Origin of the sequence: Coleofasciculus sp. D1-CHI-01, assembly GCF_040218875.1 — a bacterium.
In the GTDB taxonomy this organism is placed as follows: Bacteria; Cyanobacteriota; Cyanobacteriia; order Cyanobacteriales; family Coleofasciculaceae; genus Coleofasciculus.
The window spans coordinates 1-24,176 of sequence record NZ_JAVJQP010000007.1 but is presented as its reverse complement, the minus strand read 5'-3'; the positions used below and the strand labels follow the sequence as shown (position 1 = coordinate 24,176).

Annotated in this window: 19 protein-coding genes; 6 read left to right on the top strand and 13 right to left on the bottom strand. The window is 45.7% G+C overall.

Going from position 1 to position 24,176, the window contains the following annotated elements; translation table 11 throughout:
* Window positions 1–321: 321 nt before the first annotated feature.
* Window positions 322–7,296: a CHAT domain-containing protein gene (locus RIB93_RS01050; RefSeq protein ID WP_446369447.1), complete on the top strand. Its 6,975-nt coding sequence runs from the start codon at window positions 322–324 to the stop codon at window positions 7,294–7,296.
* 174 nt (window positions 7,297–7,470) lie between these two features.
* On the opposite strand, the gene lpxD is transcribed toward RIB93_RS01050, so the two are convergent.
* The 7 genes from lpxD to RIB93_RS01015 all read right to left on the bottom strand — a co-directional run bounded on the left by lpxD (window position 7,471) and on the right by RIB93_RS01015 (window position 11,191).
* Entirely contained in the window at window positions 7,471–8,511 is a 1,041-nt protein-coding gene (gene lpxD / locus RIB93_RS01045; RefSeq protein ID WP_446369445.1) for a UDP-3-O-(3-hydroxymyristoyl)glucosamine N-acyltransferase, read from the bottom strand.
* A 72-nt stretch (window positions 8,512–8,583) separates the two neighbouring features.
* Window positions 8,584–8,970: a hypothetical protein gene (locus RIB93_RS01040; RefSeq protein ID WP_446369443.1), complete on the bottom strand. Its 387-nt coding sequence runs from the start codon at window positions 8,968–8,970 to the stop codon at window positions 8,584–8,586.
* Between the two features lie 113 nt (window positions 8,971–9,083).
* Window positions 9,084–9,227, bottom strand: coding sequence for a hypothetical protein (locus RIB93_RS01035; RefSeq protein ID WP_446369441.1), 144 nt, complete (start codon window positions 9,225–9,227; stop codon window positions 9,084–9,086).
* Window positions 9,194–10,417 carry an NAD(P)/FAD-dependent oxidoreductase gene (locus RIB93_RS01030; RefSeq protein ID WP_446369439.1) on the bottom strand — a complete coding sequence of 408 codons (1,224 nt, stop codon included), beginning with the start codon at window positions 10,415–10,417 and terminating at the stop codon, window positions 9,194–9,196. The genes RIB93_RS01035 and RIB93_RS01030 overlap by 34 nt, the downstream gene beginning before the upstream one ends.
* Window positions 10,418–10,443: 26 nt before the next feature.
* Window positions 10,444–10,605, bottom strand: coding sequence for a rubredoxin (gene rd / locus RIB93_RS01025; RefSeq protein WP_006099872.1), 162 nt, complete (start codon window positions 10,603–10,605; stop codon window positions 10,444–10,446).
* A 183-nt stretch (window positions 10,606–10,788) separates the two neighbouring features.
* Window positions 10,789–10,938, bottom strand: a complete 150-nt coding sequence (locus tag RIB93_RS01020) for a hypothetical protein (RefSeq protein WP_198016406.1) — start codon at window positions 10,936–10,938, stop codon at window positions 10,789–10,791.
* Window positions 10,939–10,960: 22 nt separating this feature from the next.
* Window positions 10,961–11,191 (bottom strand): AbrB/MazE/SpoVT family DNA-binding domain-containing protein, encoded by a 231-nt coding sequence (locus tag RIB93_RS01015; protein WP_446369437.1) that lies wholly within the window; start codon window positions 11,189–11,191, stop codon window positions 10,961–10,963.
* A 384-nt stretch (window positions 11,192–11,575) separates the two neighbouring features.
* Between RIB93_RS01015 and RIB93_RS01010 the strand changes: the two genes are divergently transcribed.
* From RIB93_RS01010 to RIB93_RS00995, 4 genes are all read left to right on the top strand, one after another.
* Window positions 11,576–13,045 (top strand): hypothetical protein, encoded by a 1,470-nt coding sequence (locus RIB93_RS01010; RefSeq protein ID WP_446369435.1) that lies wholly within the window; start codon window positions 11,576–11,578, stop codon window positions 13,043–13,045.
* Window positions 13,042–14,367, top strand: coding sequence for a DUF1822 family protein (locus RIB93_RS01005; RefSeq protein ID WP_446369433.1), 1,326 nt, complete (start codon window positions 13,042–13,044; stop codon window positions 14,365–14,367). Before RIB93_RS01010 ends, RIB93_RS01005 begins: the two co-directional genes overlap by 4 nt.
* A gap of 486 nt (window positions 14,368–14,853) precedes the next feature.
* Window positions 14,854–15,771 carry a tetratricopeptide repeat protein gene (locus tag RIB93_RS01000; protein WP_446369431.1) on the top strand — a complete coding sequence of 306 codons (918 nt, stop codon included), beginning with the start codon at window positions 14,854–14,856 and terminating at the stop codon, window positions 15,769–15,771.
* A 71-nt stretch (window positions 15,772–15,842) separates the two neighbouring features.
* Window positions 15,843–16,073 (top strand): hypothetical protein, encoded by a 231-nt coding sequence (locus RIB93_RS00995; protein WP_446369429.1) that lies wholly within the window; start codon window positions 15,843–15,845, stop codon window positions 16,071–16,073.
* Window positions 16,074–16,224: 151 nt separating this feature from the next.
* Here RIB93_RS00995 and RIB93_RS00990 read toward each other — a convergent pair whose 3' ends face one another.
* Window positions 16,225–16,641: a hypothetical protein gene (locus tag RIB93_RS00990; RefSeq protein WP_446369427.1), complete on the bottom strand. Its 417-nt coding sequence runs from the start codon at window positions 16,639–16,641 to the stop codon at window positions 16,225–16,227.
* A 187-nt stretch (window positions 16,642–16,828) separates the two neighbouring features.
* On the opposite strand from RIB93_RS00990, the gene RIB93_RS00985 reads away from it, so the two are divergent.
* Window positions 16,829–19,627 carry a WG repeat-containing protein gene (locus RIB93_RS00985; protein WP_446369425.1) on the top strand — a complete coding sequence of 933 codons (2,799 nt, stop codon included), beginning with the start codon at window positions 16,829–16,831 and terminating at the stop codon, window positions 19,625–19,627.
* A gap of 921 nt (window positions 19,628–20,548) precedes the next feature.
* Here RIB93_RS00985 and RIB93_RS00980 read toward each other — a convergent pair.
* From RIB93_RS00980 to RIB93_RS00960, 5 genes are all read right to left on the bottom strand, one after another.
* A complete protein-coding gene (locus RIB93_RS00980) occupies window positions 20,549–20,752 on the bottom strand; it encodes a hypothetical protein (RefSeq protein WP_446369423.1) in 204 nt (67 codons plus the stop codon).
* A gap of 30 nt (window positions 20,753–20,782) precedes the next feature.
* Window positions 20,783–21,226 carry a hypothetical protein gene (locus tag RIB93_RS00975; protein WP_446369421.1) on the bottom strand — a complete coding sequence of 148 codons (444 nt, stop codon included), beginning with the start codon at window positions 21,224–21,226 and terminating at the stop codon, window positions 20,783–20,785.
* A 420-nt stretch (window positions 21,227–21,646) separates the two neighbouring features.
* The gene (locus tag RIB93_RS00970) at window positions 21,647–22,870 is read right to left on the bottom strand and encodes a tetratricopeptide repeat protein (protein WP_446369419.1); all 1,224 of its coding nucleotides are present in this window, start codon (window positions 22,868–22,870) and stop codon (window positions 21,647–21,649) included.
* 122 nt (window positions 22,871–22,992) lie between these two features.
* Window positions 22,993–23,634: a Uma2 family endonuclease gene (locus RIB93_RS00965; RefSeq protein ID WP_446369417.1), complete on the bottom strand. Its 642-nt coding sequence runs from the start codon at window positions 23,632–23,634 to the stop codon at window positions 22,993–22,995.
* Window positions 23,635–23,724: 90 nt separating this feature from the next.
* Window positions 23,725–23,889, bottom strand: coding sequence for a hypothetical protein (locus tag RIB93_RS00960; protein WP_446369415.1), 165 nt, complete (start codon window positions 23,887–23,889; stop codon window positions 23,725–23,727).
* Window positions 23,890–24,176: the final 287 nt, after the last annotated feature.

Genomic DNA, 24,176 nt, shown 5'->3' with positions numbered 1-24,176 from the left:
GGGGTTCAGGACTCCATTAATTTTCTTTAGAGCTTAATGACATAGTAATGTAGCCAAACTTGACCAAACCGTCAATAAATTTTTGTTACAAAGTTTAAGGTTTAACCCGATCAACGTGGCGTCGATATTTTTATTCTTTTAAAGAAAATTCGTCAAACTAGAGTTAGCGAGTAAAACTCCTGAAGATAACTGAGTTTCGTTATACCCTATCTCTGTAGACTAGGGGAAAACAGCGAAGGGAAAATCCTGAGCCATTATTTTTGAGACGAGAATATAAAGTATGCTGGATTTGGCAAGTTCTACCGAATTGGGGAACCAGCGATGAAACCTATCCCATTGTGCATTCGCTGCTTATTTGTCGGTGTTGTCCTCACCGGCGTAATTCCCTACCTAAATTTTCCCCAAACAGGACGGTTTCCTAAGCGCGATCGCACCTTACAATCAGCGATCGCTTGGCTGGACTCAATTCCCCCAGCACAGGCTCAACCCATTACCCCATCAGCCGATGGTACTGACACCAGAGTTACCCCAGAGGGAAACCGATGGGATATCCACGGTGGAACGCTTTCGGGAGATGGCGCAAATCTCTTCCATAGCTTTGATCAATTTGGACTTTCTCCAGAGCAAAGTGCCAACTTTATCTCCGATCCCCAAATTCGCAACATTCTGGGACGAGTAGTTGGCGGAGATACCTCTGTGATTAATGGTCTAATTCAGATCACTGGGGGAAATTCTAATCTATTCTTAATGAATCCGGCGGGGATCATTTTCGGCGCTGATGCCCAACTTAATGTCCCGGCTGCTTTTACTGCAACCACAGCAACGGGGATTGGTTTTGGTGCTGAGAGTTGGTTTAATGCGTTTGGTGAGAATAGTTATGAAAATTTAATCGGGAGTCCCACAAGCTTAGCGTTTGACTTGGCTGAATCAGCAGCAATTATTAATCACGGCAATCTAGAGGTGGGAGAAGGTCAGAACTTAACCTTAGCGGGTGGTAGTATTACCAACACAGGGCAACTGACAGCACCAGGAGGACAAGTTGCGATCGCGGCTGTACCCGGTGAGAATTTGCTCAGAATTAGTCAACCGGGAAGCCCCCTCTCGTTAGAGATTACACCGCCTCGCTCCGCCACTGGGGAGCAATTGCCAATTAATCCCCTCGATTTACCTGTTTTACTGACGGGGAATAGCGGTCAAGTTGTTAACGTTGGGCAAGTATCAACCACCGATACGAGTCAGGGGGGCGCAATTCATGTTGTTGGTTCTAGGGTGGATAATCTGGGTCAGATTACGGCTGATGGGGCGAATGGGGGTAATATTCAGGTTCAAACTGATCATTTCCTGGACACGGGACAACTGAGTGCAACCGGGAACCAGGGAAATGGTGGGGAAATTCAGGTTAATTCTACAGGCACAGTCATTCAAACCGCTAGCGCAACAACCCGGGCAAATGGTTCTCAACAGGGAGGGGTCATTGAATTTAAGGGTAATGCTAATACAGTCTTAACCACTTCAGGTGACATTGAGGCGACAGGAGAGGTGGGCGGTACAGTCCATTTATTTGCTGAGACGGTTCAGTTATTGGCGACTGATATTGATGTTAGTGGTAACAGTGGCGGTGGAAAGATTTTAGTCGGTGGTGATTTTCAGGGACAAACGTCAAATGCCATTAATGCCCAAAATACAATCGTCAATCATAGCAGTCGTTTAAACGCCAACGCCCTGACCACTGGTAACGGAGGACAGGCGATTGTTTGGTCTGACCAACACACTCAATTTTCCGGTACGATTCAGGCGCAAGGTGGTGTCATTAGCGGTGACGGCGGTTTTGTGGAAGTATCCGGTAAAAATACACTCTCGATGACAGGTCTTGTTGATGTGGGGGCTGTAAATGGATTGGCTGGGACGCTGTTACTCGATCCAAAAAATATCATAATTGACGATAGTGTAGGCGCTATTCCCCAGTTTGACCTGGTTGATCCCAATCCAGGCAATGGTTCTGGATTTGGTGATGCCATTGTGCCATTGAGTACGGGAAATGTGGCAGTCACTAATCCAGGGGATAACTTGGGTGGAGATAATGCAGGTGCAGTTTACCTGTTTAATGGTTCAACTGGAGCATTACTTAGCACACTGATGGGTCAAGCCGATGACCAAGTGGGGAGTGATGGTGTTACAGCCCTCAGTAATGGGAATTACGTTGTCAGCAGCCCGAACTGGAATGATACCAGGGGGGCGGTGACGTGGGGTAATGGCACAATCGGAATTACCGGAGAGGTTAACGCCACTAACAGTTTAGTTGGCACTCAGGCTGATGACCAAGTGGGGAGTGGTGGTGTTACAGCCCTCAGTAATGGGAATTACGTTGTCAGCAGCCCGAACTGGAATGATACCAGGGGGGCGGTGACGTGGGGTGATGGCACAACTGGGATTTCGGGAGAAGTAGATGTAACCAACAGTTTAGTTGGTACTCAAGCAAGTGATCAGGTTGGTCTTAATGGTGTGACGGCGCTCAAAAACAATGGTAATTATGTAGTCAACTCCACGTTTTGGGGGGGTAGACAAGGAGCCGTGACGTGGGGTGATGGCACAACTGGGATTATAGGAGAGGTAAATGCGATCAACAGTTTAGTTGGTGGTAACCCGGATAATCTTGTGGGATTTGTCGAAAATGGGTTTGACGGTGTAACTGCACTGGAAAATGGAAATTATGTCGTCAGCAGCCCCTTCTGGGAAGCCAATCCGACAACCGTTAGTCTAGGAGCCGTCACCTGGGGTGATGGTATGACTGGGACGACAGGAGTCGTAAATGCGACCCAAAGTTTGGTTGGCACTCAAACTGGTGATCAGGTTGGTGGTGGTGGCGTTACAGCGCTTACCAATGGAAATTATGTTGTCAGTAGCCCTCTGTGGAACAATGGGGCAGTTCAGGATGTGGGAGCCGTCACCTGGGTTGATGCTATTAACGGTTTGACCACGGGTTCAGTAAGACTAGATAACAGTATAGTCGGTAGCCTTGCCCAAGATCGCATCGGTAGTGGTGGTGTTACCGCCCTGACTAACGGGAATTATGTAATTAGCAGTCCAAACTGGAACGATAACAGAGGAGCGGTGACTTGGCGAGATGGTACTCTGCAAACGGGCAATGAGCAGGTTCGTGCGACTAATAGCTTAGTCGGGAGTATAGTAGGTGATCAAGTTGGTAATGGTGTCCCCCCGATGGGCATTGTTCCTTCTCCGAGGATTGAAGGTGTTATTGCCCTTGCCAATGGCAATTATGTCGTCAGCAGCCCCGACTGGAACAATAATCAGGGAGCTGTCACTTGGGGCGATGGCACAACCGAGATTATTGGTGTGGTGAGTGAGACTAACAGTTTGGTTGGGACTCCAGCCTCCTTTGATCGGATAGGTAGTGGCGGTGTTACAGCCCTGAGTAATGGGAATTATGTGATTAGTAGCCCAGAGTGGAACAATAACCGGGGCGCTGTTACTTGGGGCGATGGCACAACCGACATTATTGGTCAGGTAAGCGAACTCAACAGTTTAGTGGGAAACTTGGCGAATGACCAAGTGGGTAGTGGTGGCGTTATTGAATTAAACATTCTTCATTATTTGGTCAGTAGCCCCAACTGGGATAATCAAGGAACAGATATTGGGGCAGCGACTTGGGTAGATGGAATTACTGGACAAACTTGGGATGGAACGAATAGTATCAGCGATAAAAATAGTATTATTGGTCGTCAGTTGAATGCTGGTTTGGGTACAGTTGTTAATGACCCAGTTAATCAGACGTTTTGGGTACAATTTGCTAACGAAGGTAATGGTAGAGTAACCGTCGGCGTTCCCACAGATCTAACATTTGCTAATGTCGCCGGTGCTTCGGTAACGTTCTCTCCCTATTTTTTACAACGTACTCTAAATACGGGTACAGCCGTTGTGCTGCAAGCCAATAATGATATTACTATTACTCCCGATAATCCCCTGATTATCAATAATCCTAGCGGCAATGGGGGCAATCTCACGTTTCAAGCCGGACGCAGCATTATGATTAATGCTGATATTTTTACAGATAATGGTGATTTAAATCTAATTGCTAACGAAACTCTGGCAAATGGAGTGGTTGATGCCCAGCGAGATAGCGGTAAGGCTGACATCGTATTGGCAAATGGAATAGAACTGGATACAGGTTCGGGAGATATTAATATTACTCTGGATACAGGTGATGGTTTAACCCATAATCAAAGCGGTAATATTACTCTAGACGGTAATATCAATACAAATCACCTGACGATTGAACATAAGGGCTTAAGTGGCGAGGTAATTATCGAGGAAACTGCTAATTTTGACGTGATGGGTAATATCACGATCTCTAGTCGTACCTTGACTCTCCCGGACACTATTGAACTTAACCTGGAGGGCGGATTAGAATTAAATATCACCGAAGCGGTGGAGTTAGCGGGTCAAATTACGACGAATGGCAATCTAGAATTAAATGCACCGATTACCCTAACTGGCGATACTGTCTTTAATACAGGTGGTGCGGGTACTATTCTATTTAATAACACGCTTAACGGAAATCATAACCTCGAACTGTCTGCTGGTACGAATAGTATTACCTTTGATCATCGCATTGGCTCTATTAGCCCACTGGATAACCTGACGATTAATGGGGGTTTAAATCTCGCTACTACCATTAACTTGACGGGAGGATTTGAGCAAAATGGCACAACTCCAGTGAATTTGGCGGGGAGTATTACTACAACAACTGGCACGATTGACTTGAATGGTGCAGTTACGCTGACGGGTGATAGTCTTCTAAGTACGAATTCAGGCAATATCCTTTTACCTAATCGCATTGATGGTAGTCGTGGAATGGAAAACCTGACTCTAATCACAGAAACAGGTAAAGTTCAATTGCCAGAAACTGTAGGAAGCAATACCCGAATCGGTAATCTAACTATTCTCGGTAATAGTCTGGATATCCCGACAACAGCCCGGATTAATCTCACGGGAAATTTTCAACTCAATGGTGCTAATCCGCTGAATTTCGCGGGTGAGGTGACAACAGCGAATGGTACGATTGAATTTAATACTCCAACTATCCTAACTGGCGATACATTCCTGAGAACAAATGGCGGTGATATCCGGTTTAATAATAGGCTCAACGGTAACGGTAGTTTGGCTAATCTAAACCTAGCGGCGGCGGGAATGGGAAATATCGCGTTTGCCGATGGTGTTGGTGAAAGTAACCCACTGGGGAATCTGACTATTTTTAATGCCAATAACTTCACGGCGAATGATTCGATTAGGGCAGCTAGTCTAAAGCATACGACAGGAATTGACACAATTAATCTGCAAGATGTGCAAACGTCTGGAGGTGCGGTTGAACTGGCAACAAACCATACCCTAACCACGGGTAATATTACGACGGTTGGCGGTAATATTCATCTCACCAGTAATCAGGATCGGGTGAATAGCGGTAATCTAAATTCCTCGGCAACGACTGGCGGTAATATTGTAGTTAATGCTGAGGTGAGTATTGATGCAGGAGAAATCAATTCCAGTGGCAATATCGGTGATGGCGGTGACGTGACGCTTGATCCCCAAGACTATATCCAGGTGAGTTCGATTAACGCCCAGGGGGGGAGTAATGGTAGAGGGGGTAATGTTGAGATAGAGAGCGATCGCGTCTTTCGGGCAACAGGTAGTTTTTCCTACAATGGTGGGGAAACCAGCATTTCTACAGCAGGTGGAAATGGTGGCGGCGATATCACGATTCGTCATGGGGGAGGCGGAATTATCCCCTTTGATGTGGGGGATGCCACAACTAACGGCACAGCTGCTGCCATTACCAGTGGTGAGTTTACCATCGCCCCTTTCCAATCCTTTCCCTTTACCCACACTGAAGGTAATATTCAGATTATTAGCGTTGATGATACCCGTGATATCCCAGTTAACCCGGTTGATTTAACCACCGCCGATTCAAATCAAAGTCAATCCCCGATTGAAAAGGACGAATCTGGGGTGATGGAGATTGATAACTTATTCAGTCGCGATTATGAGGAATATTTTGGCAGGGCGAAACGGGCGGGGATTACTTTAGAACAAACCCAAGAAATCTTACGCGATAATGAAGCAGCGACAGGGGTAAAGTCGGCGGTGATTTATGTGGTATTTGCCCCGCAAACGATTACTTCTGTGCCTGAAGGTGCAGATGTTGCGCCCAATAATACCAGTTTATTACGATCGCTAACCCCGCAACCGAGCGATCGCTTGGAGTTAATTCTCATTTCTGCTGATGGACAACCGATTCGGCGATCGGTTAATGTAACCAGAGCGGAAGTTCTGGAAATGGCAGATCAATTTCGTCGCACGGTAACCAATGTAATCGATGACCAGAACTATCTGCCACCGGCTTACCAAATGTATCAATGGTTGATTAAACCCATCGCTGCCGATTTAGCCGCGCAAGACATCAAGCATTTGGCATTCGTTATGGATACAGGGTTGCGTTCCATACCCATTGCCGCCTTGTATGATGGTGAGCAGTTTATCATTGAAAACTATAGTGTTGGCTTAATGCCTAGCCTCAGTCTCACCGATACTCGTTATCAAGATGTCAGAGATGATTCGGTGTTGGCAATGGGGGCTTCAAAGTTTCGGGATAAGGCATCTTTACCTGGTGTTCCCATTGAGTTACAGGTGATTGCTGATCAAGTGTGGCAAGGTGAATCCTTTCTGAATGAAGAGTTTACCTTAAATAATCTCAAGCAAGCACGCCGAAAAGTGGCGTATGGTATTGTGCATTTAGCCACCCATGCCGAATTTCAACCGGGGAAACCTGCCAACTCTTACATTCAGTTGTGGGACAATAATAAACTCAAACTGGATCAGATGTGGCAGTTAGATTGGCATAAACCGACGGTGGAACTGTTGGTTTTAAGTGCCTGTCGCACAGCGTTAGGGGATGAGGAAGCGGAATTAGGATTTACGGGGTTGGCAGTACAATCTGGCGTCAAGTCAGCGTTGGGTAGTCTCTGGTATGTTAGCGATGAGGGGACACTAGGACTAATGACCACATTTTATGAAAACCTTCAGCAAAGTTCCACTAAAGCTGAAGCCTTGCGAAAGGCACAACTGGCAATGCTTAGAGGTGAAGTGCAACGAGAAGGCGATCGCTTAATCACGACTAAGAGTAGTATTCCTCTACCCCCTGATTTTCCGGCGTCGATTAACCAAAACTACAGCCATCCTTATTTTTGGAGTTCCTTTACCCTAATTGGTAATCCTTGGTAATAAGGGAACAGGGAACAGTAAGGGTTTGAGGGCGATTGGCAAAACTTAATACACTGCCGTTTTCTTTTGTCTGATATCATGTCCAGTCAAACACCCCGAATAAAAACGCCTGAAACCCTTATTATTACGGCATTGCAATTATGGGCAATCGTTAGGACATGATATGACTACTTATCACGCTTGGTTTTTCTTTAATTCCTTTAACGTCTGATACATTTCCGGTAACCGATTATAAATCGCGGATACTTTCAAAAATAATTTATGGGGAACAGCGGGAATACCCGAGACAATCGCCCCAGCTTCGACATTATTATGAATCCCCGATTTTGCCGAGACGATCGCGTCGTCTCCAATCTTAGCTTGATTAGCAATCCCGACTTGTCCGGCGAGAATTACCCGATTCCCGACGTTCACACCCCCAGCCAAGCCAACTTGCGCCGCGATCGCACAAGCACCTCCCACTTGACACCCATGACCAATTTGGACTAAGTTATCGATTTTAGTATGACCACCAATCCGAGTTTCTCCAACGGCGGGACGGTCAATTGCCGTATTACATCCCACTTCCACCCCATTTTCTAAAACCGTATATCCTGATTGTTCCATCTTGAACCACCCCTCTTTAGTGGCGACAAAACCAAACCCTTCCGCCCCAATTACCGCACCGCTATGAATCACACAATCTGCCCCAATTTGGCTACGTTCATGAATGGTACAGTTAGCGTGTAAAATGGTGCGATCGCCAATTTGCACATCGGGATAAATCACCACATTCGGATGAATACAAACCCCATTACCAATCCTCACCCTCGCCTGAATTACTACATGCGCCCCAATATAAACCCCCTCCCCTACCTGCGCCTCTGGGTGAATCACAGCGCTAGAATGAATGGACGGTGCAGGTTTCCAGGGTTGATAGAAAAGCGCGATCGCACGGGCAAATAATAGTCGGGGTTCCGATGCACCAATCCAAGCAATACCGCGTTCTGTGGCTTGTCGTTGTAACCCGTCATCCAGGGGTAAAATTAACGCCCTCGCCTCAGTGGTTTTCACCCTAGCGGCAAACTTCGCCCCCTCAATATAGCTGATCGTACTGCGGGTGGCTTGGTCAATGGGGGCGATCCCCTGAACCTCTGGATCACACTCTGGATTAGCTAATAGACTCGTGCGATCGGTGTCTATATGAAGTTTTTCTACCAGTTCACTAAATTTCATCGTCGTCAGGGTTCATCGTTAATCGTTCATGGTTCATGGTTCAGCCATGGACGTTTTTAGCAAAGGATTCAATTAATTGCTAATCGGTCTATTATAGTTAACCGTTACCCTGCCATTGGTTTGATTTACAGTGACGCTGGTTTCTACCGTGAACACATTCGCACCGGGAGGGCGTCCTTTAAAGGTAAATGTTATGGTATTATCGTCGTTCTCTGTATAAGGTGCATCTTGTACCGGACCATGCATCGCCGCTTCAGCCCGATATTGCCTCAATCCACCATTAATCCGTTCAGCCGCTTGTCGGGCTAGATTTTTCGCTCGATTCAGGTCAATGTAATATCCGGGATCTATTTCTGGAGATGATGCAGGCGATCGCGGGGATGTCTGGGCTATGCCATTGACGGCATTCCCGGCAAATGTTATCAAAGTTAGGGCAGAAACTATTAGGATTTTATACATACTTCTATCCTCACAAGTTTGAAGACATAGATTACCTATTATAGCGTTTTTTTTCTAAACATTAGTGCTTGCAAACCTTGAGGGACACAAGCATTGCAATCTTTGTTGTTCAGTTATCGGTAAATATCTAATTTAGTTCCTAAACCCGCCCCTACAATTGTGCCTAAACCCGCCCCTACAATTGTGCCTAAACCCGCCCCTACAATTATGCCTAAACCCGCCCCTACATTTTGCCCATTGCTTGACCCGCTAACCAAGCCGTTGTCCAAGCATTCTGAAAATTAAATCCGCCCGTAATTCCATCAACATCCAGGATTTCACCCGCAAAGTAAAGTCCCGGACAGCAGCGACTTTCCATGGTTTTAAAGTTCACCTCTTTTAAATTGATCCCGCCACAGGTAACAAATTCTTCCTTAAAAACACCCTTCGCTTGAATCAAATAATGCCCCTGATTCAGTTCTTGTATCAATTGATTCAGGGCTTTTTTCGAGAGTTCTGCCCAGCGCCGATTTTGGTCAATACCAACATAGCTAATTAAACTCTGCCATAACCGTTTCGGAATCGGAATCGGGCAACTTGTGCTGATATGACGGTGCGGAAGTTGAGATTTAACCGATAGTAATAGCTGGCGTAGATAGTCTTGAGTATATTGAGGAAGCCAATTAATCACTAAGGGAGTTTGGTAGTGACAATCATGAAAAAATCGAGCCGCCCAAGCCGACAATTTGAGGACGACTGGACCACTTAATCCCCAATGGGTAATCAGTAAGGGTCCGGTTTGTTCCTTGACAGTTTTCCCGGCTTCTGGTAGTTTTATATGAACATCATTTACACTAACTCCAGCTAAATCCTGTAAGCGTGGGTCTGATATCGTAAACGTAAATAAAGAAGGAACCGGGGGTTGGATAGTATGACCCAAATTCTTGGCAAAGCGATAGCCAAGGGGATTACTCCCTGTCGCCAAAAGCACGCGATCGCACTCGATTATTTCCCCGGTTTTTAACTGGAGTTGAAACCCAGAGGTGAGGCGAATGGATTTAACCGGAGTCGCGGTGCGAATCTGAACCCCTGCGCTTATAGTCGCGTGGATGAGACAATCCACAATGGTTTGCGACGTATCCGTAACCGGAAACATCCGCCCATCCGCTTCGGTTTTCAGGTGTACCCCCTGCGCCTCAAACCAGGCGATTGTGTCTTTGGGTTGAAACCGCGTAAACGCCGAGCGCAAGGCTTTCCCCCCCCTGGGATAGGCTTGTACCAAAAGGGCGGGGTCAAAACACGCATGGGTGACATTACAGCGCCCCCCACCAGAAATCCGCACCTTAGTTAAAGGCGTTTTCGAGGCTTCCAGCAGGATGACTTGGGTGTGAGGATGAGCGGATGCAGATGCGATCGCGCCGAAAAAACCAGCCGCACCCCCACCGATAACGACAATTTTAAGAGACAAGGTGCTTGCATTACTCAGGGTTATGATTATTCTAAGGGTTCAAAATCCGATTTAGCCGCCCCACAGACGGGACATACCCAGTCATCAGGGATATCCTCAAAAGCGGTTCCGGGTTCGATACCGCCATCGGGATCACCTTTTTCGGGATCATATTCGTAGTTGCAAACGGTACAAACATATTTTTTCATCGTTGTCTTCTCCTATTATCTGATTCAGTCGTACAGTGTATCGTACACCGTATTGCACAACTTATTCAGGCTAGCTATAGTTCATCTTCCCAGCCACCTAGCCTTTTGAAGAGGCGATTAAAATCGCTGCTACACAAACAAAGTCCGCCTGCGCGGACTAGGTTATAACGGGGGTAGCGTTCCTCAGATTTGGGATAAAAGCATCCCCACTGTGCCAATTACTTTTAATCCAATTTGTTTAGCAACGCGACGTGCTTTTTTATCGTCGAGAATAAGAATAACATTATTAAGTTTCATTGCCAGAGAAATCGTTTCGGCTTCTCCTTCATCCATTTAAGTTTTAAATCTAAGTTTTTTAGGCAAGTGTTTCCGCGACACTCTGATGAATTGCATCTTTACCGGGACAAGGAACAGTTGCAGGTAATGCACCGTAAAATTCACTAAGTCGCTTAGGCTTAATAATTCGCAATTTTAGATCATTTCCTTCTAGGAGAATTAATATTTCATCTCCTTCTTGAAGTCCGAGTTTTTGGCGAATGGGGGCAGGAATTGTAATTTGTACTTCAGGTGTTAGTTTTACTTTCATGGCATATTTACTCAAAGTCTAAAAAGCTGAATCGGGGCGGGTTTAGTTACATCGGGTTACAACCGAAAAGATAGTTGTGAAACCCGCCCCTACACAATTCATACCAAATCCGGGTTAGCCACCCCCTTTATAAGCTAGTCCGCGCAGGCGGACTTTGTTTGTGTAGCTGCGACTTCTAGTCGCCAAAGCAAAAAAAGGGTTTGTGAAATTTACCTACCTACCTACCTACCTGGATGGCTCTACGAAAATTGTTCTGCATAAGTTCCAGCCGCTCAGAGTTAGATCCGACTGAACACCCCTTGATTCTCGCCAATCAATCTTAAACTATGGAGGTACAACCCTTGAGACGATACCCCCGCCCACGTAGCCCCTGATACACGAGTGATGAGCAACCATTTGAGCGCCGTAAGAATCCCGACTAACACAGCTTCCCGATATTGGAGTGCGATCGCGATTGATGCAGCCGGGAGACGCCAAATCCGGGAAATTACCGCAGCTAAGGCATTTTTCCTGGAATCATTCCCTGATTTTACCCCAGAGACTCAAGTCTCGGATACCCAGGTTCAACGTCAACTCTGGTACTGGATGCAGGAATCTGGGGGAGCTGGGGGAGCTGGGGAAGCTGGGGAAGCTGGGGAAGCTGGGGGAGCAGAGATTAATCAGAGTAGTATGGCTCAACTTTGTCTCAAATGCTTTATGTCACAGCAAATTGACGCTGTTTGTCGGGGGTTAGCCAGTCGGTTTGGTGCGGAACATGGCTTTACCAGTAACGATTTATTACCCTTTGTCTTAGACGAAGAAATCGGTAAACCTCGCCGCCATTCTCCCACCTACCAATCCTTCCTCGATGAAATCTTACACAGTTTTGACCCCGAACAAAGCAGCCTCGCCACCTGGACAAGCCGTCGGGTGAAACACCATAAACCCCTGAATCAATTCTTACTCGAACATGGGATTTATTTAGTCAGTGATTGGGCAATCTTAAATGATACCAAACCCAAACAACTCCACCGGATTTTCACCGAGTTTCACCACTTAACCCCATCGGAAATCCAACGCGCCCAACAACTTCTCGACGCTTATCACGCCGTCTACCGCAGTCAACGCCTAAAACAACGTCTCGCTGGAGTTAAAGGAAAATGTCACCCTCCCACCCCCGAACAACTACAACAAATGGCGCAACGCCTCTCCCCTCCCCTACGCCCAGAACCCCTGCTGCGCCAACTGCAACTCATCGCCTCTCGACTGCGTGAGTACCGAATTTATGTACGCGGCGGGACGCCAAAAACAGAACCCTGGGATACAACCCCAAATGAACCCCTAGATATCCCTTATTCTCAACCCACACCCGATGAACAAAGCGAATTTTTAACCGCCTATCGCCAACAGTTTATTAAAGGTTTAGATACCGCCATCGCCCAAATCACAGGCGATCGCACTCGGAAGTTACAGCGCCGAGATTCCCAAAAAGCCCAACAGTTTCTCACCGCGTTGCATCTGTTTCACTGTCAAGGACAATCCATGTCCGATATTGCCCGAAACTTTAACTATAAAGGACAATTTCAAATTAGCCGTCTACTAAAACTGAAGGTCCTTCGCGCTGATATTCAACGAGAATTACTGGTTTACTTAAGCGATCGCATTCTGGAGAAAGCCCAACGCTATACCGATGTCCAACGCCTGCAAACCGTTCATCACCAAATTCAAGAGGCGATCGCAGAACAAGTCACGAAGGTGATCGAAGACGCGGCGACAGAAGCGAGTACGGCTACCCATGAACGCCATCAAAAAACCCGCAGCCTCTTTGCTAAAAGACTCTGCCATTATCTAGATAACAGGAGTAATATATCATGACTTTCTACTCAACCACTCAACCCGGGCTTGATGGTGACGCTTTCGCCATTGAAACCATCCACCTCTCTGACGATGCGATTGAACAAGCCGTTCACCTCGCCCAACCCATTGCTAACGAAGAACGCCAATGGCAAACTTATCTCAATGCTTTAGCCTTATTTGGCTTTGAGTCATGGTTAGCCGAACGGAGTTCTGAATTAACTGTAAATCGCGATCGCACGTCCCTGTTCGACTCTGCGACAACGAATCTTATCGAAGCGGTTTGTCATCTTAACGTAAATGGGTTTAACCTCTGTCTAATTGCCCAAGGTAGCCTAACCGATGATCAAGTATCCTTACCCCGAACCGTTGTCGATCTCCCCGAATTCATCCCCCATTTCTACGTCATCGTAGACGTACAAGAGGAAGAGGAAACCGCCGTGGTTAAAGGGTTTATTTCCTATCCTCAGCTAATCGAACACCGGGATACTCTAGGATTAACCCCTGAGGAGGATTGGACGTATTCATTCCCCCTTGATGCCTTTGATCCAGAACCTAGTCACCTCCTCTTAGAATTACGCTGTTTAACCCCCAGCGCCATACCCCTCCCCCCCATTCCCAGTGATCGCCGCCAGCAACTTGCCCATAAGCGATCGCAACTGGAAATCAAACTCCCCCAACTCCAGTCTCCGGCGTCTCAACTCTGGCACGTCTTAACCTGGGAACAAGCCACCCTCGTACTCACCCGTTCTGAGTTACGCACCTGGCTGTATCAACTGCAAACCGATCCTCAAAGCCAATCCACTCTCCAGAACTACTTATCTGATGTACTCAGCCGTATCACCCGAAACGTAATTAATGTGGGACGCTGGTTACAGGATGAACTAGACGAACTCGCCCAAGAACTCTCCTGGCAACTTCTGCCTAGTTTAACCCCCGCTACCGCCATGCGATCGCCTACCGCCGAATTGGATGCGATCGTGCAACAACTGGAGTACAATAATGTCCAAATTCCACCTCAAGCCAAGGGAGCGTATCGCAATCTCCAGGTGGCAGACATCCCCCTGCGCTTATATGCCATAACCTGGCCCCTCTTATCTGCAACCCTCCCCGAATGGGCATTACTGATAATTTTAGGCACGGATTCGCCAACGGGTTTCCCAGAGGGTCTAACATTAGAGATTAGTGACCAAACAGAGATTTTAGTCGAACAAGAGTTAGATGCGAATAGTTCCGATTTCTTCACCAGTGTAGTGGGAACATGCCAAGAGACGTTTGGCGTCACGATTCGTTTAGGATCAGATATTGAACACATCCTGCCTCCCTTTGGCTTCAATCTCTAGAATTAGGGGCTGCTGAATAAGTCTTGTGGTGGGGAGAGGCAATAGGAAATAGGCAATGGGCTTTCTTTGAAGAAAAAAGCTTACCTGACAAGGGATTGACCCTTCGACTTACCTCGACTTACCTCGACTTACCTCGACTTCGCTCGGTACAAGTCGCTCGGTACAAGTCGCTCAGGGTCAAGCGATTTAAATTTTTCTTCTTTTGTCCTAACGTGTCTGCGTAGTGCTATATAAGCTAGTCCGCGCAGGCGGACGCAAGTTTGTGTAGCTGCGACTTCGTCCTCGCCAGGGCAAAAAAGGGGTTTCTATTAAAATAGAATATAAAACTCTTATGTAGTCGTCTATAGACGACTTAAGCTTTTGGTTACTTGGGTTAAAACCCAAGGTGGTTGGTGAGACTGTAGCTGGAAATTTTGCTTGCTGCTTCTGCCTTCTGCTTTTTTGTGGTGTCATCTGCTCGATCCTGTAAACTACGATTTTAGCCTCATGACCTATTTATCCTTACCCCACCGACTTCACTCCCTCAGCTTGGCGACAGCGACGCTGCTGTTAACATTACTATCGCCGATTTCCCTATCCCCTAATCTATCGCTATCTCTATCAACCCAGGTACAAGCCCAAACCGCTGAAGATCAGCTTAGTGCAGCCCAACAGTTGCTAGAGGAAGGAATTGATCTGTATCAGCAAGGTCAAATGCAGGAGGCGTTAAATCGACTAGAGGAAGCATCAAACCTATTTAAGCAAGTCGAAGCCCCTGCAGAAGAAACCATAGCTCTGACCCAAATTGGTCTAATTTATGAGAATCGTCAACAGTATGATGATGCACTAAACGCTTACGAACAAGCCTTAAGCCTAGCAAAAACCTTCGATGATCCTTACCAAGAAGCGATCATCCTCGATTATATGGGTTCAGTCTATTCAAGTCTAGAACAATATTCTCAAGCACTGGATCTGCACCAAAAGTCACTGGCACTTTTCCGAGAAGTGGATAATCGCCGCAGTGAAGGCATTGTATTGGGTAATATTGGCAAAGTTTATTTCGCTCAAGAGCAAAATGAGCAAGCGATCGATTCCCTTAAAGAATCGTTAAGCATTTATCAGGAATTGGACGAAAACATCTTAGAAGGAGAGGTTCTGTATTACTTGGGATTATCCCATCAAAACTTAAAAGAATATGCCCCAGCTTTAGACTTTCACCAGCAAGCCTTAGGTATTTTCAACGCTGAAAATATCCCTGAGTTGCAAGCTCTAGCTTTATACAATATGGGGATAATCTACAGTCAACAAGGCAAAGAAGCAATGGCGCAAACGTCTTATCAAGATGCCTTGACTATTTTTGAAGAATTAGGAAATGAGCAAGGAATTGCAGCTATTCGTTATCAAATGGAAACACTTGACCAATAATTGAGGGGTTAAACTCCTTTCCATTTTTGCGGAACTGTCTCCAACTATAAGTACCGAATGACTAATTATCCATGATAAATGATAAAGAACCGATTTCCAAAACCGAAGCCAAGCAACTGCTAGAACGTTTAGTATTTGACGATGAACGTCCTCAAGACTGGGTACAGGATGTTTGGGGATTGAGTCCAACTTTAGGAGAAAGTGGTGCCAAATTGCTAGAAGTATTTGAAGCATTGATTGAATGTTGTCCTGACGAGAAATTGGAAAACTTAATCCAAATTTATTATCAAGACAAGTTGTAAAGGGAATAGGAAATAGGGAACAGGGAACAGAAGGATCTGAAGGTTGACGAGAGTTCCCTCCCCTTGACAAGGGCAGAGTTAGGGAGGGGGATTTCTCAAAGTATTGGAGATTTTTGATAACTGCTAACTGTTAACTGTTCACTGCTAACTGTTAACGCTTACTCCTAGAAAGCAATCTTGACACATCAGCATGCATCAGGGCAATATTTGGATCACGTTGAATTGCTTGATAGTAACGTTGCTCTCGATTAGTTCCCGTTTCATCCGGAGAAACCAGCGAACGGGCTTCATCTAAAAGTTCATTTGCCTGATGGAACGTTATCGGTTCTTTGGCACTCAAGGCTTCATCAATCTGAACAATAAATTGAGAGAAAGGGCGTAACCAACTAAACCATTCATCTTGAACAACCAGTTGGAAAAACTCCCCTTTTGAACGAATACGCCCATGAAATCGTTCATACCTATCGCGTTCCGAGTGGAGAAGGGCTTTATGCAGTTGCAGCAGCGCCGCACGCACATCGCGCAGGCGTTGAAAGGGTAGGTTTTCGGGAGAATAGGTAAATGACATGAACCAGGATTGCGATCGCGACTTTCTTTATCTTAGATTGAGTTTAACATTGGTGTAACGTGCCGTTCGCGATCGCGTAAAATTGAACCCCGATAATACCTTAACACTACAGTGGGAATAATTCACAAATGACGTAGCTTTCTTCTTGCAAAAGCGAGTATAACAAATGACAAATGACAAATGACAAATGACGATCTCCACCGATTCCCGCTTTGCCGATACCCAAACCCATTGGGCAAAAGACTCAATTCACCAGCTTTTTAACCGCCAAATTATCAGTGGTTATCCAGATGGTAGCTTTCGCCCCAATAACTCCGTTACCCGGGCTGAATTTGCGGCGATTTTAAATAAAGCTTTTCCCCAGGCTACCCCAGTGCGCGATGCGATCAACTTTCGCGATGTACCCGCCAATCACTGGGCAAATTCCGCGATTCAAACTGTTACTCGTGCCGGATTTTTCTCCGGTTATCCGAATGGAACCTTTCGCCCCAATCAACCGATTCCCCGTGTGCAAGCGTTGGTGGCATTGGTGAGTGGGTTACAGTATGACCGTGACCCTAATCCTAACCCAATTCTTCAGCAATACTACGATGATGCGACAGTTATTCCCAATTATGCACGGGACGCGATCGCAACCGCAACCGATAAGTTTTTAGTCGTTAACTATCCGGATGTCAGACGCCTACACCCGAATCGCAATGCGACACGAGGCGAAGTGGCTGCACTGATTAGTCAGGCGTTAAAACTTCCTGGCGTTCCCCGACACTATATTCCGGGTTGGGATATTATCGCCATTGAACCATTATTCGATGAGGCGGATTCCTTTACCCAAGGACGGGCGAGGGTCAAACTGGGACATAAATGGGGATATATTGATCAAGCTGGGACATTTGTTGTTGATCCGCAACTGGATGAAGCCGAACCCTTTTCCGAAGGAATTGCATTAGTAAGATTGCAGCAAAATGGCGTTGACTTAAGCTGGCTTCGTAGTAGGCACTTTAGTGCCAGAAGCGCTAAAGCGCTGACTACAAACGCCCGAAATCAATTCTCCTCACCCTGGGTTCGTAGTAGACACTTTAGTGCCAGAAGCGCTAAAGCGCTGACTACAAACGCCCGAAATCAATTCTCCTCACCAGAAATCCGAGGCGTTTGGCTAACGACTACCGATAGCCAAGTCTTTAACTCCCAAAACAATATGGCTGAGGCGATGGATTTCCTCGCCAACACTGGATTTAATGTCGTTTTTCCGGTGGTTTGGAATAATGGGGCGACGCTTTATCCCAGTCGCCTGATGCGAGATACCATGGGACTGGAAATTGATCCGCGCTTTACTGGGCGAGATCCTCTGGCTGAACTGATTCAAGCGGCGAAGAACGTGGGATTAGCCGTAATTCCGTGGTTTGAATATGGCTTTGCCAGTTCCTATAACAAAAAAGGTGGACGCATACTTGCCCAAAAACCCGATTGGGCGGCGCGGGATAGCCAAGGGAATTTACTAACAAAAAATAACTTTGAATGGCTAAATGCGTTTGATCCCCAGGTGCAGGATTTTGTTATGGGACTTATCCTGGAAGTTATTAGAAATTACGATATTGCTGGAATTCAGGGAGATGACCGCTTACCCGCCCTGCCATCTGAAGGGGGGTATGATCAGCAAACAGTACAACGTTATATTCAACAGTTTAACCAGGAACCGCCTAAAAACCCAAAAGACGCCCAATGGTTACAATGGCGGGCAGATTTGCTAACTGATTTTCTGACTCGTCTATACCGACAGGTAGTGACGATTAATCCAGAACTGGTAATTTCTATCGCGCCGAGTCCTTATCCTTGGGGATTACAGGAGTATTTACAGGATAACCAAGCGTGGGCGGATCAGGGATTGGTGGATATGATACATCCCCAATTTTATCGCCGGGATTTTGCTAGTTATAAACAGCTTGTTGATCGGTTGGTGAATGACCAATTAAACCCGGTACAATTGTCTACGGTGATGCCCGGAATCCTGATTAAAAGTGGGTCGTATCGCATCAGTTCCCAGGATTTGGTACAGGCAATTGAGTACAATCGCGATCGCGGTTTAGCCGGGGAGGTGTTATTTTTCTATGAGGGCTTGCGCCAGGATAATGATACCTTAGCCAAAGCCTTGCGATCGCACGTCTATGCCCAATCGGTTCCTTTCAATACTGCACAAGTGAAGGCACAAGGGTTTACCCATCGCCGCGTTGGGGCTGAATATCGTTATATTGACCGCTTTGGGAATCTCGTTACTCAGCCTGAATTTGATTGGCTGGATTCGTTTCAGGAGGAACGGGCGCGAGTGCGAATGGGGTACAAGTGGGGCTATATTGACAAAACCGGACACTTGATCACTCGTTTAGACTTTGATCAGGCGGATCAATTTGCCGAAGGATTAGCGCGAGTAAAAATTGGTAGTCGGTATGGGTATATCGATTTATCCGGTCAATCCGTAATTTTCCCCCAGTTTGATCAGGCGACTCGGTTCAGTGAAGGGTTAGCGGCGGTGAAGGTTGAAGATCAATGGGGTTATATCGATAAAATTGGTCAATGGGTAATTCCGACTCAGTTTGATCAGGCGGACTTGTTCTCCGAAGGATTAGCGGCGGTACAACTCGCAGGTAAATACGGATATTGTGACTCAACGGGTCAACTGGTTATTCCAGCGAACTTTGACGCGGCGGGTTTATTTGCCCAAGGATTTGCTCCGGTTCAATTACGCGATCGCTGGGGCTATATTAATCCTACTGGAGAATTGGTTATTGAGCCACAATTTGATGCGGCGCAACCCTTTTCCCAGGAATTAGCCGCCGTCAAAATTGGATCGTTTTGGGGGTATATCAATAAAAAGGGCGATCGGGTCATTTCACCGGAATTTGATCAAGTCAGGTCTTTTAGTGATGGATTAGCCCCCATTCAGATAGGTAAACGGTGGGGATATATTCGCAATCTGTTTGAAAAATCTTAGGGGCGCACCGACGTGCGCCCCTGTCAACTTAAGGTGAGAACTAATACTGACAAGCGTTTCACCCTCATCCCCTAACCCCTTCTCCCATCAAGGGAGAAGGGGAACCGGAATGATTAATGATAAAAGATGTAGCTGCCTATGTCTGGAATATAACACCTTTCTTGCTCCCCTCTCCCCTGCCATAAAAGCGAAGCATCCTCTGTCCTCCCCCCTCTTGTAGGGGGGAACGAGGGGGGTAGGGGGGAACGAGGGGGGTTGGGAGAGGGGCTGGGGGTGAGGGGGTTGTGGCTTAAGTTGACCCATAAGACATAAGACCGACATGCGCCCTTTTACCAACTTAATCGGCTGGTGTTAAAACTTTCTGTGACAAAATGTCACTTAAGGGATTTACAAAAGAAAACTCTTTGTGAAAAGGGTTTCTATTACTAGCTTTAACAGGCATATCTTGGCGACAACGAGAGCAAAACCAATAAATATGCTTGTCACGAACGTGAGCTAGTAACTGAGACGAACAACAAGGACAGTTATTCATGGTTATTTCTCCACCCGACGTTGATCAGCTTACTTATTAAATGTAAAAATTTCGGGGAAGAATCGGAAAAAATTTAATTTAATGTTTACCCGTCAAAAGACAGATGTCACTCTAAACGTAATTGTATATAATAGCAAATTTAGATAACAAAACATTAATCAGCTTTGATGTTATTTGATGTTACATGACGTAATTTGGCTTTCCTTTGAGTATCATGCACCAGCTTAATCCCTCAATTGACCTGGATTGATTCAAGCCACTTGGTTCAGGGTTTATCATTGATTGTTCAAAACCCATGAACCATGCGCCATGAACTATTAACACAAAAACCCACGTCTTTGAAGCGTGGGATCTGAATAATTTACACTTCTTAAACTCGATCACTCCGATCACTCAGTTGTGATTAAAATCCGTTGCGATAACAACGGATCTAGAGTAGTGGTAACAGGCGACGCTGGAGACGGATTAGTTTTCGCGGCATTAGTAGCCGGAACAACAGATATCTCCTGACTATCGTGATTACCAAACCAATGATTTGGAGTATGGCGAATACGAGGCAGAAGTTGAGCAGAATAACAAGGATAGTTGTTCATAATCAATGAATGCACCCAACACCTAACACCTTACATCACTTCTACTCGACCGTCATCTTGCAGATAAACAGCGCGAACCCCTGGAGAACGACCACTGGGCAATACTTCAATTCGTAAGACTCTGGCTTCAGGTTTACGGATATTCACGTTTAAGGGTAATCCTTGGGTATCCCAAAGCACCGCCGAAAAATTCGGGTTAGTATTCCCGCCTCGGACAAAAGAGAGAACCTGTCCGGGACTCACAGGTAAAGGATCTGTAACATCAACTTGTTGAAGTTTGATCACACTAGAGGTTAAATTCGCTACCTCAACAGTAATCCGTTGACCCGGTACAAATTTGACGGATTCTTGTCTGCAACTGCTGGCAGCCACGCAGGTTTCCGCTTGTGCCGGATGAATATCAGCCGTTGCTGGTATTGCCAGCGTCGTGGCGACTAAAAGCACTAAGGGTAATTGCTGGGAAAGTTGATTCATCTTATGTCATTTGTCCTTCGTTTTATGTTATTTGTTAAGCTATTTGGCATTGAAACCTTAATGTCAATAAGGACGAAATCCTTGTCGTAGTGTGTTTAGCGAAGCCATGCCGCAGGCTTTGCATCTTACTCACTGTATTGAGCATCTTGCTCGCTACCCATTTCTATTTTAAATGTGTGACAGCTTAAGAAAATTAATTTTATAATTTAGACGTAGGGTGGGCAAAATTTATAACATTTAAAACCCTGATAAGTAGGTTGGTGGAAATAAACCGAACTATGTTAAGTTATGTGAATGTTCCTCAAACCCTTACGAATGACGAATGACGAATGACGATCTCCGCCGTTAACTTTAATTGTCCCCACCTACTTAGTATCATTGCTTATTTTTGCCCACCACAGAATCACTTGTTATTGATTATCAGTGCGGCAAAATCTCAGGAAAACGCCAACTATTCCGAATCGATTCAAAATCAGCATCAGTTTTCGCTTGTTTGCGGAAATTGGGATTAATCTCAATTGCCTGTTTTAAACTGTCAATCGCCAGGTCAACATAACCTTGCAACGCACGACAACAGGCTCTATTATACCAAGTATCAGCCAAGTTCGGTTCGAGTTGCAGGGCGTGGTCGTAGGCAGTAATCGCCTCGGTATACTGGTTTGAGTGATAAAAGGCGTTACCTAGAGAATTCCAAGCCTGATAAAAGTCCGGTTTAATTTTAATGGCTTTCTGGTAGGAAGTAATTGCCTCTTTGAATTGATGCAACTCTGCCAAGCAAAGCCCTCTATTATACCACAATTGATATAAATTGGGATTGATATGAATCGCTTTATCGTAAGCCGCGATCGCGTCTTCGTATTGCTGATTTTTCAGGAGTTTATTTCCTTGGGTAAACCACTGCAAATCTGCGGCATTTGGGGTTTTATTTCCCTTTTGTTTAATCAGCCAGACAAAGCCGATAAATCCGACAATTAATGCCAGCTTGGTTGCGGGTTGTCTAAACAAGACACTGCCTAACTGAATCGCTTCAGGAGGAATCTTAAGACTTAAAGCAATTCGATAAATAAACAGAAACAGTTCTCGACTTGCGGCAGGTACAAACCATAACACGCCAAAAATAAACCAAAAGCTATATCGACCTAATTTACTCAGTCGTTGCTGAAGCGATTGGGGTAACCAAGGGCGGATAATTCCATATCCATCCAGCGGGGGAATAGGCAATAAATTGATAACAACGGCAAAAATTTGTAGGAAAATGAGAAAGGCTAAACTTTGTCCTAACCAATCATCAGGTGATACCGTAACCCAATCCAACCAAAACGGAATCGCCAACGCCACCGTCACCACGGCATTGGCAAACGGACCAGCCGCCGAGACTGCACTATCCCATCTGCGATCGCGTAATTTACTATGGTCAATATAAACCGCCCCACCGGGAAGGGCAATTCCCCCCATCACCAAGAATATCATCGGCATTAGCAGACTCAAACCTGGGTCAGTATAGTTGAGGGGATTAAGCGTCAAGTAGCCTTTATCCTTAACCGAGGTATCGCCACCGAAGTAGGCGACAACAGCATGACCAAACTCGTGCAAGCACAAGGATATCATCCAGCCGCCAAAAACAAACAATCCCGCCAGCCACATTACCGCTTACTCCCAAGCGAAAGGAATATCTCTAGTTTGGCAAATTTTGCGCGATTGTGTGATATCCCTAACTTTTTCTTGTTCCCTCGCCTCACCACAATACTGATTCAGCAACCTCATCCTCATCGTTGAAATTGGGTTAACAACCAAGCACAAACTTGAGATTGATTCATCTGACGTGTACGCTGCAACGCTTCTTGTAATACCGAAATCGCTAAACCCGGGAGAACCTGAGACTCGCGAATCCGCCGACTCCCACCATTCTCGATGGAAAAAGCCATAATTGTGGCAGTCTTTACGTTGACAATCCAGTATTCATTAACATTTAAATCCTCATAAAGTAGCCGTTTTTCGCCTTGATCATCTGCGAGTGAGGTATTGGCAACTTCAATAACTAAATTGGGGGATGGATAGCTATCAAGTTGGATAATAGACGTTCCCCATGGAATCACATCAGCGTTATCCCCAATATAGTAAGATACATCAGGTTGAGCATCATCAAAGCCTGTTTTCCTATAGGTACAGTTATCAAGTCCATGCAGAGGAATACCTTTTATGGCGGCAAAAAGGTTAACGGCGAAGATAATCACCGTATGATCACTAGCATGATCATATCCCAGAGGAGTCATTTCAATTCTTAGTTTTCCATTGTGGTAGTAGCATTTGGCTTTTGGATAAGCCAGATTATCAATCGTCTGTATATATTCATCCCAGGTTGCGACGACCCAGGTATCAGTTGGAACTGGTGTTTTTAGTCGAGTCATGAATATCGGTTAACACTCTATCTCAGATTCTGCCATAAACGCGATCGCTTTTTTGTTTCATTCATTTACATTCACCCAAAGTTGCTAAGTTTAATTTCCCAGCGACAAAAGCTGGTAAGGTTTATTCTTGACTTCCCACTGCTGAATTGATTGATAGAGTTGAGTGCTGCGGAAATAAGACTCCTCGTAAGCAAGTCGTAATTCTCTCTCCAGAGTATCGGGTTTAACCTCGTTGGTATTCCATGACCCCCACACTTTGCTCAATCCTATCGATAAGATACAAATAATATCGTGACCACAGCAGAGTTGCCAAGGATCGTGGGTCGTTTTTTCTAAAGTTTCTATACCCCTTTGAATATCTTGCTCTTTCAGTCCTGATTTTCGCGAATGATCTTTAACAGTCTGGCTCTCTTAGACTGGTTATGGCAAATTAGCAATTTAAATGAGCTTAAACCCTTAAGTAGCAAAGGCTCTAACAGAATCAAAAGCCTGTTTTATTAGAATTGCTTTTTTTAATCTCCATGATTCTTGCGTAGCAAGGA